Source organism: Salinivibrio siamensis (assembly GCF_001996005.1).
Classification (GTDB): domain Bacteria; phylum Pseudomonadota; class Gammaproteobacteria; order Enterobacterales; family Vibrionaceae; genus Salinivibrio; species Salinivibrio siamensis.
Map to the genome: position 1 here is coordinate 24886 of NZ_MUFB01000028.1, position 15684 is coordinate 40569.

The window sequence follows — 15684 nt, forward strand, 5'->3', positions numbered from 1 at the left end:
CATATGCATCAACTGACTTGCGTTTATCACAATTACGAATAAAATAGACGTCTAGAAGTTAAAACATCTGAGATGATCGGCGATGCCCTTTGTTACGTATCGCCAATCTCCTTGATAACCAATGAGAGTGTCACATGGCGAAGCACCTGTTTACCTCAGAGTCCGTCTCTGAAGGCCATCCTGATAAAATCGCAGATCAGATTTCTGATGCTGTTTTGGATGCCATCCTTGAGCAAGACCCCAAAGCACGCGTTGCCTGCGAAACCTATGTTAAAACTGGCATGGTAATGGTAGGCGGGGAAGTGACGACCTCGGCATGGGTCGATATCGAAGAGCTCACCCGTCAAACCGTTCAAGATATTGGTTATGTCCACTCTGATATGGGCTTTGATGCCAACTCTTGTGCAGTATTGAACACCATTGGTAAACAGTCGCCCGACATTAATCAAGGGGTTGACCGCGCCGATCCGAAAGATCAAGGGGCCGGGGACCAAGGGATCATGTTTGGCTTTGCCACCAACGAAACCAATGTGCTGATGCCTGCCCCCATCACCTATTCACACCGTTTGGTCGAGCGTCAGGCGCAAGTACGTAAAAACGGCACGTTAGACTGGTTACGCCCAGATGCGAAAAGCCAGGTCACCTTTGCGTATGACAACGGTAAAATTGCGGGTATTGATGCCGTCGTGCTCTCAACACAGCATTGCGACAGTATTTCAACCGACGATCTGCGCGAAGCGGTGATGGAAGAAATCATCAAGCCAGTATTGCCGGCACAATGGCTGACCAAAGACACCAAGTATTTCATTAACCCAACGGGCCGTTTTGTGATTGGCGGACCGATGGGCGATTGTGGTTTAACAGGCCGTAAAATCATTGTCGACACCTATGGCGGTGCAGCCCGTCACGGTGGCGGAGCTTTCTCGGGTAAAGACCCCTCAAAAGTGGATCGCTCTGCCGCGTATGCCGCGCGTTACGTGGCCAAAAACATTGTCGCCGCAGGGCTTGCTGACCGTTGTGAAATCCAGTTGTCTTACGCGATTGGCGTTGCGGAACCCACTTCTATCATGGTGGAGACCTTCGGTACCGAAAAAGTGGCTCCAGAAGTGATCACTAAAGCGGTTCGTGAACACTTCGACTTACGCCCGTATGGTTTGCAGGAAATGCTGGATTTATTACAACCCATCTATAAGCAAACGGCTGCATATGGCCACTTTGGTCGCGACATCTTCCCCTGGGAGAAAACCGACAAAGCAGCGCTATTGCGCGACTTTGCCAAGCTCGGGTAATCTCCACGTACTCATTGCTTGTAAGGGAAGCTTCGGCTTCCCTTTTTGATCGCCACTAGGATCGCCACACTATGTCTTCTGCTTCTGACGCATTCGCCTTTGACAAGAACGCTTGGTCACCTGATGCATTACAGCAAGCGGCTAACACGCGTGTTTACCAGTGTATTGATGCGGCTAATCGTCAATTAGGCACCCAGCTACACTATCCTGCGATTGGCTTCACACTACGGGGTCAATCCGCTGGCACCGCGCACCCCACGCAATGGCGTGTTAGGTTTAACCCGATCCTTTTACAGCAAGCACCAGAGACCTTTTTCGACGAAGTGATCCCTCATGAGGTCTGTCATTTGGTTACCTTTGCGCTATACGGTCGGGTAAAACCACATGGTCCTGAGTGGCGTTCGCTAATGACCCAGGTATTTAATGCCCCTGCCAATACCACCCACCAGCTTGATATCAGTGCCGTGCAAGGCAAAACCTTCGCGTACCAGTGTGAGTGTGGCCCTGTTGCCTTATCCATTCGCCGCCACAATAAAATACAGCGCGGACAAGCCACCTATCGCTGCAACCGCTGTAAACAGCCACTAGTGAGAAACCTTGACGCCTCAGAATAATTTGTTTTTTCACCACTCGACCCCATATTAGTGACAAAGCCTATCGCCCCCGTAGCCATGTTACACTGAGGGCGAGATGACCATGGAAAACGAGCACAATGCGAATTCCTCGAATTTATCACCCAACGCCCTTGCCATCGCAAGGCGATGTGACACTGAGTGGCGAAGCTGCCAACCATCTCGGTCGCGTCCTACGTATGCAACCTGAACAACCGATTTTGCTCTTTGATGGCAGTGGTGCGCAGTTTCCCGCTATGCTGACGGAAGTCAGTAAAAAGCAGGTTGTCGCGACCATTACCGCTTGCGAATCACACAGTGTCGAGTCACCGCTTGACTTTGAACTCGGCCAAGTGATTTCACGTGGTGAGAAAATGGAGTTTACCATTCAAAAATCGGTCGAATTAGGCGTGAATACCATCACTCCCCTTTTATCGGCTCGATGCGGAGTGAAACTCAATGCTGAGCGACTCGAGAAAAAACGCCAACAATGGCAAAAAATCGCGATTGGCGCCTGTGAGCAAAGCGGCCGTAATGTGGTGCCCACCATTAACCCGGTGATCAATCTAGACACATGGTGCCAGCAGGCGTTTGATGGCTTAAAACTGAACCTTCATCCGCGTGCCCCCTACTCTATCAATACGCTACCCGACGCCCCCTACAAGCTACGCTTGCTCATTGGCCCAGAGGGCGGATTGTCTGATGACGAAATTGCAATGACACGCGAACACGGCTTTGAAGAGATCCTACTCGGCCCACGCGTGTTGCGAACAGAAACCGCGGCGCTCACCGCCATCACGGCACTTCAAGTCCGTTTTGGCGATTTGGGTTAACCGGCAAACAGGAGAAATATGATGAAAATAGGTGTTGTGATGGACCCCATCGAGGCCATCAGTGTGAAAAAAGACTCCACGTTTGCCATGATGCTGGCAGCACAAAAACGCGGCTGGGAAGTGCATTATATCTTGATGGAAGATATGTCAATGCAGCAAGGTGAACCATACGCTCGCACCCACAGTGTGACTGTGATGGATAACCCTGACCATTGGTACCAAATCGACCAAACCCAAACCCTCGCATTGCGAGAATTTGATGCCATATTGATGCGCAAAGATCCGCCGTTTGATACGGAATACATCTACGCAACCTACATGTTAGAGCGGGCTGAGGAAGCGGGTGTATTGATTGTTAACAAGCCGCAAAGTTTGCGTGACTGCAATGAAAAGCTTTATACCGCGTGGTTCCCAGAGCATACGCCGACCACTTTGGTGACCCGTCGTGCCGACGAAATTAAAGCATTCCAAGCCGAACACGGCGATGTGATTTTAAAACCACTCGATGGCATGGGCGGCGCGTCTATCTTTCGAGTCAAACAAGGCGATCCGAACCTGTCGGTGATTATTGAAACCCTGACCGAGCATGGCCAACGTTTTTGCATGGCACAAACTTTCGTCCCTGACATCAGCAACGGTGACAAGCGCATCTTAATTGTTGATGGCGAACCGGTTCCCTACTGTTTAGCCCGTATCCCGGCCGACGGTGAAACGCGCGGTAACTTGGCTGCTGGCGGCCGTGGCGAAGCGCGTCCTTTATCAGAGACTGATTGGACAATCGCACGCGCGATCGCTCCGACATTGAAAGAGAAAGGGCTGATATTCGTAGGGCTCGACGTGATTGGCGACAAGCTAACAGAAATCAACGTCACCAGTCCGACCTGTATTCGCGAGATTGACGCCGCGTATGACATTTCAATTGGTGACATCTTGATGGAGGCGATCGCCAGACGCTGCGCCTAATTTGAGGAGGCGCAGCGCCTCCTTCATTATCTAAAACATCAATCTTCGCGCATACTCAAGGTACGCGCACCAACAGGAGACGGCGATATGGATCTGAAAAATCATTTTTTAATCGCGATGCCCAGTATGGCTGATAGCCGTTTTCAGCATGGTGTCATTTATGTCTGTGAGCATAGCCATGATGGGGCAATGGGACTGATGATTAACCACCCCATTAATTTGTCTGTCGGCAAAATGCTGGATCAAATTGACGTCGAGCGCCAGCTCCCCCTTTCAAGCACCACAGAGAGCTTGTCTCAACCTGTGTTGTTTGGTGGTCCTGTCTCCGAAGACAGAGGCTTTGTGCTGCATCCTGCAACCTGTGAGTATGGCACCAGTATTCCCCTGTCTGATCAGCTATCGGTCACGACCTCAAAAGATATTCTCTCGATTCTCGGCACCGAGCAACAGCCAGAGCAATTTCTGGTCGCGCTGGGCTATGCAGGCTGGGAGCCGGGACAGCTCGAGCAGGAACTGGCCGACAATAGCTGGCTAACACTGGAAGCCGATCCCAAGGTCATTTTTGATACCCCCGTTCACCAACGTTGGCAAAAAGCGCTCGATCAGCTCGGCATTGACGCCGCAAACCTCTCTTCACAAGTAGGACATGCATGAACGCACAAACCATTATTGGATTTGATTACGGCGTCAAAAGCATTGGCGTCGCCATCGGCCAGTCGCTAACTGGCACCGCTCGCCCTTTGTGTGCCTTAAAAGCCCGAGACGGGATCCCAAATTGGGATGACATTGAAGCCATACTCAAAGACTGGCAACCCGATTATCTGGTGGTAGGCTTACCGCTTGATTTACACGGTCAACCTTTAGAGACCATCACGCCAAGGGCAAAGAAGTTTGCCAACCGCCTGCATGGACGTTTCGGCTACCCGGTTGAGCTGCACGATGAACGCCTATCTACCCGTGAAGCGCGTGCGGATCTGTTTTCCCGCGGCGGGTATAAGGCGCTAGGAAAAGGCGCCGTCGACGCCCAATCTGCGGTGGTGATTATCGAAAGCTGGTTTGAGCGTCAATACACAGATTGAGTGGACGTTAACGCCTCCTGCGGCGCAATCACGCCTTGGTTCTCTAGCTGTGCCATCGCTTGCACCATGGTCTGCATGCCATGCGCGGTGCCGGTTTGCATCATGGAGGTGATTTGCGCCACTCTATCCTCTCGGATCAAGTTACAAATCGCTGACGTCACCGTCATGATTTCATAAGCGGCAACACGCTGGCCTTGGACACTTTTGACAAGCTGCTGAGAGATCACCGCCCGCAGTGAAGCAGACAGCATTGAACGTACCAAGGGTTTATCACTGCCCGGAAAAACGTCAATGATACGATCCACACTTTTAGCAGCGCTGACGGTATGCAAGGTCGCAAACACCAAATGCCCGGTTTCTGCCGCGGTTAATGCCAAGCTGATGGTTTCTAAATCACGTAGCTCACCCACCAATATCACATCTGGGTCTTCACGCAGCGCGGATCGCAATGCCTGCTGAAAAGACTGCGTATCACGCTTGACCTCTCGCTGGTTCACCAAGCTTTGCTCGGACGGGTGGATAAACTCAATCGGATCTTCGATTGTCAGAATATGCTTTTGCTGGTGGTGATTTATCTGCGCGATCATGGCCGCCAATGTGGTCGATTTCCCCGAGCCTGTCGGCCCAGTCACCAACACCAATCCTTGGTGTAACAAAGCCAGCTCACTGAAAAGTGGCGGCGCGGATAAATCCTCTAACCTTGGGACAGCCGTTGGCACCACACGAAAAACCGCCGCACAGCCATGTTGCTGATGGAACGCATTAACACGAAAACGCGCCACCGAGGCCAGCTCAAAGGAAAAGTCGATTTCCCATGCATTGTCAAAACTATGCTGCTGCTCAGGGCTCATCACCGCCAGTACCAATTGCCGTACAGCTTGGTGGCTAAGCGGTGGCAGACTAAGCTTGCGCATATCGCCATCTACCCGCACCATAGGCGACACCCCCGCAGAAAGATGTAGATCTGACGCGCGATGCTTTACACTAAACGCAAGTAGCTCATTAATATCCATTCATTTTCCTTGCAGAATCAGGTATGTGTCATATTAAGAACAATATTCAACAGGTCAGGGAACAGATAGACCACGCAAGCCAAAAATGCGGTCGACTCGCGGACTCAGTGCAATTAATTGCAGTCAGCAAAACCAAGCCTATCGAGGCGATCGCAGATGCCATCGCCGCGGGACAACAGGCGTTTGGGGAAAACTACGTGCAAGAAGGGGTAGAAAAAATTGACTACTTTGYCCAGCATCATCCCGAAGCACGCATTGAATGGCACTTTATTGGCCCCATTCAGTCCAACAAAACACGGTTGATTGCAGAGCACTTTGACTGGGTGCATTCTGTCGATCGGTTGAAGATTGCTAAACGCCTGAGCGAGCAACGTCCGGCACATTTACCGCCGCTCAATGTCTTGGTACAAGTAAACACCAGTGGCGAGGCATCAAAGTCGGGGTTAACCGTGGATAACGCCATCGCCCTCATTGAAGATATCCGAGCCCTACCCGGCCTGAATGTCAGAGGATTAATGTCTATTCCACAGCCTGATATGGACTATCAGCGACAATGCGCCGCATTTGAACCTTTATCAAATGCGTTTCATGCCCTCCGTGAGCAGACAGAGAGTATCGATACCTTGTCGATGGGCATGAGTGGTGACATGGAAGCGGCGATTGCGTGTGGTAGCACCATGGTACGTGTCGGCACCGCGATTTTTGGCGCGCGAGACAGCCGCTAACGAAGCGGTCGTAATAAACCAATACAATGACGAGAACAACAGGAACGCTTTTCATGGAACATCGCTCCCTTACCTTTATTGGCGCCGGTAATATGGCGCGATCCATCATTGCTGGCCTTGTGAGTGCAGGCTACCCCACCTCTGCGATAACGGCCTCATCACCCAGCGCCCACCCTGGCGATGTGCTGAGTACGGATTATGGCATCCAAACCACCCGTGATAACTTGCATGCCTGCCAAGCGGCAGACGTCATTGTCTTGGCGGTCAAGCCACAATTAATGGCGCAGGTTTTAAGCGATTTATCGGCTGTCGATTGGTCTTCGAAACTGGTGATCTCGATAGCAGCCGGCATCAGTACTCATCGTCTGTGTGAGATGGCTGGTACCACACTCAACCTCATCCGTGTCATGCCGAATACACCGTCTCTTGTCGGCCAAGGAATGAGCGGACTCTATGCGTCTAGCCAGGTAACGGAGGCGGATAAACACTACGCCACCGCATTGATGAAAGCCGTCGGCGAGGTCTGCTGTGTCGATGAGGAAGCAAAAATTAATGGTGTGATTGCGGCTGCAGGCAGCGCACCGGCATACTTCTTTCGCTTTATGGAAGCGATGCATCAAGAAGCTATCCGCCAAGGCTTTAGCGACGAGCAAGCCAGGCAGCTGGTTCAGCAAGCCGCAAAAGGGGCGGCAGAAATGGTGGTAAGTAATACGGACACAACCATTGGCCAATTGCGTGAGCAGGTAACCTCGAAAGGCGGCACAACCGCTGAAGCGTTACGTGTTTTCGACCAGCACCACATTGGCGATATAGTGGCACAGGCCATGCAGGCGGCAGTCAGCCGCGCCAAACAAATGGAACAAGAATTTTAATCACTAAGGCAACGATATGAATGCAATGACCTTTCTGATCAACACCGCGTTTGATCTTTACATCATGGTGGTGCTGCTACGCGTTTGGCTACAATGGGCGCGCGCAGACTTTTACAACCCCTTCTCTCAATTTATCGTCAAAGCGACCCAGCCTGTGGTGGGCCCGTTGCGTCGTATGATCCCGGCACTCGGTGGTTTGGATCTGGCAACGGTACTGTTTGCTTACCTGCTCATGGTGGCGAAATTTGTGGTACTGGATCTAGTCGCCGGCAACCCCTTTGCAATGAGTTCAGGCATGTTCCTCTTCTCTGCCATTGCCTTACTGAAAGCCGCGGGTAAGTTGCTGTTCTGGGTGCTGATCCTGCGTGCCATTTTGAGTTGGGTCAGCCAAGGCAACAATCCAGTAGAGTATGTTTTTCATCAACTTACTGAGCCGGTATGTGCGCCAGTACGCCGTATTATTCCACCCATCGGTGGGCTCGATCTCAGTATTCTGGTGATCTTTATCGCGCTCCAATTTATCAATATGCTTATCGGCGATTTTATCGGCCCGATTTGGTATGCACTGTAAGCGAACCGCCAAGCGCTAAGTCCCCCTCGACTTATCGCCACGGGTTGCACCGCTTACGGAATCTCACGGGTGCCAACGATGTACGGCGGATCGTACTTAGGCACCCGTACGTATTGATAGCGAACCTCACTTCGCTTTATCACAAGGAATGATTATGCGTCAGATCATAGCAGCGCTCAGCATGATATTGAGTTTGCTTATCACACCGGCTTGGGCGGGGCAGTTTAAAGAAGTCGGTGAGTTGGAAGTGCATTATAACACGCTCTCAACCACTTTCTTGACACCCGAAATCGCCCAGCAGTACGACATTACTCGTAGTGGCTATCGAGGCTTGGTCAACATTGCCGTTCTCGATACCATGCAACTGGGAAAACCGGCGGTAGCCGCCGAGATCACCGGGCAAGTAAAAAACTTGGTCGGAAACAGTCGTGAACTGGACTTTACCGAGGTAAGAGAAGGGGACGCGATCTACTACATCGCCACCTTCGCAGCCGATGATGAAGAGACGTATCGCTTCCATATCGACCTTAACGCCGAAGGAAACCGCAATGCGTCTTTTGACTATAATTATACGTTTTACGTCGATGCCCCATAGTTGGGCCATAACCCAATAGGTAACTGTGATGAATAAAGTTGTGTTGGCAACGGGGAACGCAGGCAAAGTAAAAGAAATGGCGGGACTACTCGGCGAATTTGGTTTCGACGTCCTGCCACAAAGTGACTTTGCCGTTGAAGAAGTTGATGAAACAGGCACCACCTTTATCGAAAATGCCATCATTAAGGCACGTCATGCGGCGAAAGTGACTGGCCTCCCCGCCATCGCCGACGATTCAGGCCTTGAAGTCGATGCCTTAAACGGCGCACCAGGCGTCTACTCTGCGCGCTATGCGGGGGAAACGGCCAGTGATACGGATAATGTCGCTAAACTGTTAGAAGCATTGCATGATACAGACAATGATGGACGCCAGGCTCGCTTCCATTGCGTATTGGTTTATATGCGTCATGCTAATGACCCAACACCGCTGGTCTGTCACGGGGTGTGGGAAGGGCAAATCGCTCACGCACCGCAAGGAGAAAACGGCTTTGGTTACGATCCGGTCTTTTTACCTGCCGATCAGCAGTGTACCGCAGCAGAAATGCCCGCTTCCGAGAAAAAACAACGCTCTCACCGCGGACAAGCACTCAACGCCCTGTTCCAAGCCTTAAAAGCGTCGCAATAAGCCATGATCCCATTGAGTTTATATGTGCACATCCCTTGGTGTGTACAAAAATGCCCCTATTGCGATTTTAATTCGCATACCCAAAAGGGCGCGATCCCAGAAGAGGATTATATCGATGCGCTGCTTGACGATCTTGATGCCGATCTTGCCGCCTACCCTTCAGTCATCACGCGCACACTGCACTCGATCTTTATTGGAGGCGGTACACCAAGCTTGATGTCGCCTTCACAGATAGCACGCCTATTGGATGGCATCAAAGCACGCCTTCCCGTCAGTGAGAGCATGGAAGTGACCATGGAAGCCAACCCTGGCACCGTGGAAGCCGATAAATTTATCGGTTATCGACAAGCAGGCGTTAACCGGATTTCTATCGGGGTGCAGAGCTTTTCTGCTGATAAGCTCGAACGCTTAGGGCGTATTCATGGCCCTGGCGAGGCAGAGCGTGCGGCCCACCTTGCTCATCAAGCTGGATTAAACAGTTTTAACCTCGATTTAATGCATGGTTTACCTGAGCAATCAGAGCAAGAAGCACTGGGCGACTTGGAAAAAGCCATCGCACTTAAGCCGCCACATCTGTCTTGGTATCAGTTGACCATCGAGCCCAACACCCAGTTTTACTCCAAACCACCGACCCTGCCAGAAGAAGATACCTTGTGGGACATTTTTGATCGCGGCCATCAGCTGCTTACCGACGCTGGCTACGTGCAATACGAGACATCTGCATACAGCTTACCCGATCATCAATGCGCCCATAACCTCAACTACTGGCGCTTTGGCGACTACTTGGGGATTGGTTGCGGCGCCCATGGCAAACTCACCTTACCGAATGGCGATCAGTCTCGCCTGCTTCGGACAGTTAAAGTGAAGCATCCGCGCGGCTATCTTGATCCACAAAAGGCCTATCTCACCGATAGCCAGTGGGTGAAACAGACTGATCTCGCGTTTGAGTTCTTCATGAATCGGTTTCGCCTACTCGAGCCTTGTCCGAAAGCCGAGTTTGTTGCCCGCACGGGGTTGCCTCTCGACCACCTTAACCAGCCATTAGCTCAAGCGTATGACCAAGGTCTGCTCGTTGAGTCCGAGACACATTGGCAAGTGACCGCCAAAGGTAAACTCTTCCTCAACGATCTTTTGGCCATTTTTTTAGCTGACTAGTGCAACAAACTGTATGTTAAGGTGCCTATTGTTTAGGCGCCTTTACCTGCCCAGCGGCGGATTGGTCTTTTGACGGCAAGTAAAGCAAGCGCGATTCATTCAACCAGCCTAAGAGGGATACCCTGTGACTTCGTCATTTCGTGTCGAGCCGAAACATTGGACTTTAATCGCCGCGCTGATCATCGCAGCCTATGCGTGCTATTTACTTATCGAGCCCTATATTGGTGCAATTGTACTCGCGTTTATTGTCTCTTTGCTCTTTTTCCCTGTTCATAAACGTATTGAAGATCGCATTGGACAACGTCCAAACACGGCGTCGGTCATATCCTGTGTCTTAATCACCTTTATCATCATCATTCCGCTCACCGTGGTAGCAGGGGCCATTATCGAGCAAGGCGTGAGCTTTTTTACACGCAGTTACGAATGGCTCAACAACGGCGGCGCAAAACAGTTACTCAACAACCCGCAAATACAATCGTCGCTGCATTTTCTCAACCAGTGGCTGCCATTTGATTTAATTGACCCACAAGAAACCGTGAAAAAGCTGGCGGCTTGGATGTCTTCATTCAGTGGCCAAATGCTCGAATTTAGCTCCAAGGTATTAGGTGATGTGACCGACTTTTTTATCACCTTCATGCTGATGTTGTTTGTCCTGTTTTTCTTGCTCCGTGATCACGACAGCATTATCCATACGCTCCGCCACGTGATCCCCTTATCACGAAGCCAAGAAGATCAGTTACTGGATGAAGTAGAGAAGGTCGCCAAGTCTGCCGTGCTTGGGTCCTTTCTTACCGCCTTGGCGCAAGGAGCCGCCGGCGGGCTAGCGATGTGGGCCGTCGGGCTGCCAGCGCTATTTTGGGGAACCATGATGGCGTTCGCCTCCTTTATCCCTGTGGTAGGCACTGCGCTTATCTGGCTGCCAACCGTGCTGTATTTGGTGGCCACGGGCGATTGGCAGTGGGCTATTGCCTTACTGATATGGAGTGTTGTGGTGGTCGGCTCTATCGATAATCTACTCCGTCCCTTCCTCATGCAGGGTAACTCGGGGATGAACACCTTGCTTATCTTCTTCTCACTATTAGGAGGGCTTCATCTGTTCGGCTTGATGGGGCTTATCTATGGTCCGATTATCTTTTCGATTACCTTGGTACTCTTTCGGATGTACGAGATCGAATTTGAACGCTTTCTTGACCGACAAGATAACGCGTAGGGGGTTTGATATTGGCCTAGTGCGCGCTTTGTGGGAAAATCCTTGTCTTGGCGCGCCACCCTACCTTCAAACGCGGCCGATAAGTACTTATAACCGGAAAGAGAACCCTCATGACCCTCACGGCACCTAGCGAGATTGCTCAGCGTCACCTCACCTTGTTCGCCAATAAACATGTTCTATTGGCCGGGGAGCTCGAAGATGACTTTGCCCAGCAGCTACTGTCTCATGCCGCACGCGTGTCGGTATTTACGACCCATCATGGCTATGCCACACGAATGGCAAATACTGACATCCATGTACACGCAGGCGCAGAATATACGGATGATAGCGCCGTCGACGTGGTACTTTTCTACTGGCCTAAGTCAAAAGCGGAAGCCGATTTTCTTCTCGCGATGCTCACGCATCGTCTCGGCGCGAATGTCGACTGGATCGTAGTGGGTGAAAACCGCAGTGGCGTCAAAAGCATCGAAAAACGTTTTGCACCGTATGGCCAAGTCATTAAACAAGATTCAGCTCGCCGATGCAGCCTATACCATGGCCAGTGCACATCACCGGCGGCGTCATTTAGCCTGGCAGATTGGTTTCACGACTACCCTCTCCAAGTAGGCAGCCTATCACTCACTGTTCGTGCTTTACCCGGTGTGTTTAGTCACAAAAGCCTTGATGATGGCACGGCCTTATTACTCCAGCACCTGCCCGACATACAAGGCGATGTGATTGATGTCGGCTGTGGCGCGGGCGTTATCGGCACGGTACTACTGGCTACCCACCCAAGCTGTACGGTCACCTGTGTTGATGTGAGTCATTTAGCGGTCGCATCAACCCAAGCGACGCTCGCGGCCAATGGGCTCAGCGGCTCTGTTTTTGTCTCTGACATGTTAGGGGCCGTCAGTGGACAGCAGTTTGATGCCATTATAAGCAACCCACCTTTCCATGAAGGATTGGAGACATTTTACCATGCCACCGAATCCTTGCTGGAAAACGCACCTCGCTACCTGCGCCTTCAGGGCCAATTAGCGATCGTCGCCAACAGCTTCTTACGTTATCCGCCGATTATTGAAAAAGGATTCGGTCAGTGCGATACCCTCGCGAAAACCCGTCGATTTGCCGTTTATCATGCGCGAAAAGCACGCTAGTTGCTGACAACACCATCAATCAGTCGAGTAACACACTTGTAAGGTTTGATACCTGACAGCAGGTCACAGTTTTGACTGATCGGACGTGTTAGCGTCGACTCTCTCGCGGCTGCCTTTGGGCAGCCGTTTGCGATTCAAGCCCGCGTGATCAGGGAGAGGTATTCACAGCGTGCAAATGGATATAGGTTACTCTACTCGTCTTCAACGCCGCTTTATGTGGTGGTTTTTTAGTCTTAGTATTATCCCTGTGGTGATTTTGACGGGATACTTTACTTGGAGTCAGTCGCAACTGCTGATCGATCAAGCCCATCAACAGCTCGAGAGCGAGCGCGATCGTTACTATGTCACCATCACATCATATTTTAATGACCAAGTGCGCGCGGTAACCAATCTTGCAGCCTCTGATCTAGCAACCAGCAGCGGTGGACGCTTTTATGGCTTTCCTCATGCATTCCAACAACTCGGTGATGATACGCGCCAATCGCAGCGTCGACTCATACCGATCCTTCAACAGTCTCCGAACCAATATGCTGGCGTAACAGCCCAAAAGTATCACCGCTTATATCGTCGCTTTCATCACCAATTTCAATCTTGGTTAGCAAGATATGCGTTCAACAATCTCGCGATGTTTGATTTAAACCAAAACCTCGTATACACCGTCAAAGCCCACCCCATGACACAGGACAACCCATCACTGAAAAATGCGATCAAGCAATTGATGAATATGCCTGCCCAGCAGCGCCCTAAATGGATGCGCACTGCCTTTGAGCCACATGGCTCACGCACCATGCAAGCTTGGTATCTGGTCCCCATACTCAAAAGCGGCCATATGCAAAGCGTCCTTGCTATTAGCACCACAACCGATAACTTGTCTGCGACACTTCGCCAACGGCAGCAACCAGAGTCGGGGCTGTGGCTAATTAATCAAAATCATCAATCGTTACTCAACAGTTGGGTGCCTCACACTGATCAAGCTAGGCCCTCGATCTTGCCATCAAAGCACGCCATCGATGCCGCTTTCCATGGCCAACAAGGGGTCATGTCTCCAAGCCAATATACACTCATGCCTCAACTCACGGCGTATCGACCCGTCAATGTGGTGGGGGCGTCTTGGGCGTTGATCACTTGTACACCTCAAAAACGTGCCTATCAGCCTCTGCGCCACTTGTATGCGATCAGTGCGACACTCGTGATCGTCGTTATTGTTTTATTAGTCTGTGTTGGGCATTGGCTATCTCACCGCCTGACACTGCCTATCTTACAACTGACTTGGTGCGCCGAGCAGTTTGCCGCAGGTGAACTGGACTATCCGGTCACCCATCGCCAGCGAAAAGATGAAATTGGTCGCCTTGCAAGCGCACTCTCCCACTTAAAACACAGCTTGAGAGCGACGTATTTTTCTCCATCAAGCACGATTAACGATAAAGAGACACAAGCGCATCAGCCGGAGAGTATTCATCGTCGCTTAGTGGATGCGATGAACTTAGCTCTGGCCGCTTGGGGTGGGGATAAAATCGGGCTAGCAGAAAAAAGTGGCTTATGGCGTGTTTACCAGGATAAAGGTAGCTTTCAAACAAGAACCTTGGATAAGTACCTGCACGTAGAAACCGTCCCAAAAACACCACGTTGGCGAAATGTAGTGCGCACGCTCGACTTTGTTCTCAAGCATACGAGTGAGCAATCACCACACTATCAGGCATTAAAACAGGCACAATTAGATATCCAGCACTGGGTCAGCCAAGACAAAGGCCAGCGTTAAGATTGTCATCGCACAGGCACCGCCTTATAGTGTTTGAAACTCTTTATCATTAGGTTTCGATGACGCTTTCTCTTCCTCAACTGCGGGTGTTTTTAACCATCGTGCAAGAGGGCACCATCACCGCCGCCGCCAAGAAACTGTTTCTCAGTAAACCGGCAGTCAGTATGGCACTCGCCGAGTTAGAAAGTCAGCTCGGTTACCCCTTGTTTGATCGACGCGGCAATCGGCTTCACCTCAATGACCAAGGGATAGCGCTTATCCCTAAAGCAGATGAACTACTCACCCGTAGCGACGAAATCAGTGCCACACTAAAAGACGATAGCCAACTGATTGGTTGGTTGCGACTAGGTGGAAGCGATACGGTGGGTAACCAGCTTTTACCTACACTGATTAGTGATTTTCGCCATACGACGTGTCATCAACAACAAACATTGGTGATTGCCAACAGCCAAGAAATCATCACTCGCCTTCAACACTTCGAGCTGGATATTGGGTTGATAGAGGGTGAAATACTGCATCCCGATTTACTGCAAACGCCATGGTTAAGCGATCAGATGGCGGTGGTTTGTCACCCTAATCACCCGCTTGTGAGTCACGCACCGTTAAGTGTGGGCGATCTCGACAATCAAACTTGGCTGATCCGCGAATCTGGCTCGGGCACCCGTGAGCACTTTCTCTCACGCCTTGCTCCTCGCTTCGAGCGCTGGCACCTTTCTTTCGAGCTCAATACCACAGAAGCGATTTTAAATGCTGCAAGTGCTGGGTTAGGCTTGGCGTACCTGTCTAAGCTCTCCGCTCAACACGCCATTGCCGATGGTCGAGTGGTTGCCCTCGAACTCCCTTTGCTATTATCCCGGCGCTATTGGCTTGTGCGCCACAAAGATAAATACCAGTCAGGCCTACTCACCCGCTTCTGGGATTTCTGCTTACACTGGCAACCTCAACCCCATTCTTCTACTTAAACCAGCAATCACCACGCGACAGATACAAAAAAGCCCCGACCGTGAGGTCAGGGCTTGGTGTTTTCTCATCAAAGTCTTACGCATATCCGCTTTGATGCTTAAATCCGTTTTTGCCTTCAGATTTTTCCAAAAATCTGAAAACAAGAAAGCAAGCCTGGCGATGTCCTACTCTCACATGGGGAGACCCCACACYACCATCGGCGCTGCTTCGTTTCACTACTGAGTTCGGCATGGAGTCAGGTGGGTCCAAAGCGCTATGGTCGCCAAGCAAAATTTGGTGTGTCTT

The 15684-nt window shown here is 51.0% G+C and carries 17 protein-coding genes and 1 rRNA gene; 16 read left to right on the forward strand and 2 right to left on the reverse strand.

Annotated features, from left to right (window positions below):
• Window positions 1-134: 134 nt before the first annotated feature.
• The 6 genes from metK to ruvX all read left to right on the forward strand — a co-directional run bounded on the left by metK (window position 135) and on the right by ruvX (window position 4775).
• Window positions 135-1289, forward strand: coding sequence for a methionine adenosyltransferase (gene metK / locus BZG73_RS13155; protein ID WP_046075069.1), 1155 nt, complete (start codon window positions 135-137; stop codon window positions 1287-1289).
• A gap of 71 nt (window positions 1290-1360) precedes the next feature.
• Window positions 1361-1903 carry a SprT family zinc-dependent metalloprotease gene (locus BZG73_RS13160; protein WP_077668526.1) on the forward strand — a complete coding sequence of 181 codons (543 nt, stop codon included), beginning with the start codon at window positions 1361-1363 and terminating at the stop codon, window positions 1901-1903.
• Window positions 1904-2001: 98 nt separating this feature from the next.
• Window positions 2002-2733 (forward strand): 16S rRNA (uracil(1498)-N(3))-methyltransferase, encoded by a 732-nt coding sequence (gene rsmE, locus BZG73_RS13165; RefSeq protein ID WP_077668527.1) that lies wholly within the window; start codon window positions 2002-2004, stop codon window positions 2731-2733.
• Window positions 2734-2751: 18 nt separating this feature from the next.
• Complete coding sequence (gshB, locus tag BZG73_RS13170) at window positions 2752-3696, forward strand: glutathione synthase (RefSeq protein WP_046075066.1); 945 nt, start codon at window positions 2752-2754, stop codon at window positions 3694-3696.
• An 87-nt stretch (window positions 3697-3783) separates the two neighbouring features.
• On the forward strand, window positions 3784-4350 hold the full coding sequence (locus BZG73_RS13175) for a YqgE/AlgH family protein (protein WP_046075065.1): 567 nt from the start codon (window positions 3784-3786) through the stop codon (window positions 4348-4350).
• Window positions 4347-4775, forward strand: coding sequence for a Holliday junction resolvase RuvX (gene ruvX / locus BZG73_RS13180; protein ID WP_046075064.1), 429 nt, complete (start codon window positions 4347-4349; stop codon window positions 4773-4775). The genes BZG73_RS13175 and ruvX overlap by 4 nt, the downstream gene beginning before the upstream one ends.
• Here ruvX and BZG73_RS13185 read toward each other — a convergent pair.
• A complete protein-coding gene (locus BZG73_RS13185; protein ID WP_077668528.1) occupies window positions 4760-5788 on the reverse strand; it encodes a type IV pilus twitching motility protein PilT in 1029 nt (342 codons plus the stop codon). The two genes, ruvX and BZG73_RS13185, sit on opposite strands and share 16 nt — an antisense overlap.
• A gap of 23 nt (window positions 5789-5811) precedes the next feature.
• Here BZG73_RS13185 and BZG73_RS13190 point away from each other — a divergent pair, with 23 nt between their 5' ends.
• The 10 genes from BZG73_RS13190 to BZG73_RS13235 all read left to right on the forward strand — a co-directional run bounded on the left by BZG73_RS13190 (window position 5812) and on the right by BZG73_RS13235 (window position 15398).
• Window positions 5812-6513, forward strand: a complete 702-nt coding sequence (locus tag BZG73_RS13190) for a YggS family pyridoxal phosphate-dependent enzyme (RefSeq protein WP_077668529.1) — start codon at window positions 5812-5814, stop codon at window positions 6511-6513.
• 53 nt (window positions 6514-6566) lie between these two features.
• A complete protein-coding gene (gene proC, locus BZG73_RS13195; protein WP_046075061.1) occupies window positions 6567-7385 on the forward strand; it encodes a pyrroline-5-carboxylate reductase in 819 nt (272 codons plus the stop codon).
• Between the two features lie 16 nt (window positions 7386-7401).
• Window positions 7402-7956 (forward strand): YggT family protein, encoded by a 555-nt coding sequence (locus BZG73_RS13200; RefSeq protein WP_046075060.1) that lies wholly within the window; start codon window positions 7402-7404, stop codon window positions 7954-7956.
• Window positions 7957-8110: 154 nt separating this feature from the next.
• A complete protein-coding gene (locus tag BZG73_RS13205) occupies window positions 8111-8551 on the forward strand; it encodes a DUF4426 domain-containing protein (RefSeq protein ID WP_046075059.1) in 441 nt (146 codons plus the stop codon).
• A 28-nt stretch (window positions 8552-8579) separates the two neighbouring features.
• The gene (locus tag BZG73_RS13210) at window positions 8580-9176 is read left to right on the forward strand and encodes an XTP/dITP diphosphatase (RefSeq protein WP_046075058.1); all 597 of its coding nucleotides are present in this window, start codon (window positions 8580-8582) and stop codon (window positions 9174-9176) included.
• 3 nt (window positions 9177-9179) lie between these two features.
• The gene (gene hemW, locus BZG73_RS13215) at window positions 9180-10331 is read left to right on the forward strand and encodes a radical SAM family heme chaperone HemW (RefSeq protein ID WP_077668530.1); all 1152 of its coding nucleotides are present in this window, start codon (window positions 9180-9182) and stop codon (window positions 10329-10331) included.
• Window positions 10332-10455: 124 nt separating this feature from the next.
• Window positions 10456-11541 (forward strand): AI-2E family transporter, encoded by a 1086-nt coding sequence (locus BZG73_RS13220; RefSeq protein WP_046075056.1) that lies wholly within the window; start codon window positions 10456-10458, stop codon window positions 11539-11541.
• 110 nt (window positions 11542-11651) lie between these two features.
• Complete coding sequence (gene rsmC / locus BZG73_RS13225; RefSeq protein ID WP_077668531.1) at window positions 11652-12677, forward strand: 16S rRNA (guanine(1207)-N(2))-methyltransferase RsmC; 1026 nt, start codon at window positions 11652-11654, stop codon at window positions 12675-12677.
• A 175-nt stretch (window positions 12678-12852) separates the two neighbouring features.
• On the forward strand, window positions 12853-14436 hold the full coding sequence (locus tag BZG73_RS13230) for a HAMP domain-containing protein (protein ID WP_077668532.1): 1584 nt from the start codon (window positions 12853-12855) through the stop codon (window positions 14434-14436).
• A 59-nt stretch (window positions 14437-14495) separates the two neighbouring features.
• Window positions 14496-15398, forward strand: coding sequence for a LysR substrate-binding domain-containing protein (locus BZG73_RS13235; protein WP_077668533.1), 903 nt, complete (start codon window positions 14496-14498; stop codon window positions 15396-15398).
• 152 nt (window positions 15399-15550) lie between these two features.
• Here BZG73_RS13235 and rrf read toward each other — a convergent pair.
• Window positions 15551-15666, reverse strand: a 5S ribosomal RNA gene (gene rrf / locus BZG73_RS13240).
• Window positions 15667-15684 lie beyond the last annotated feature (18 nt).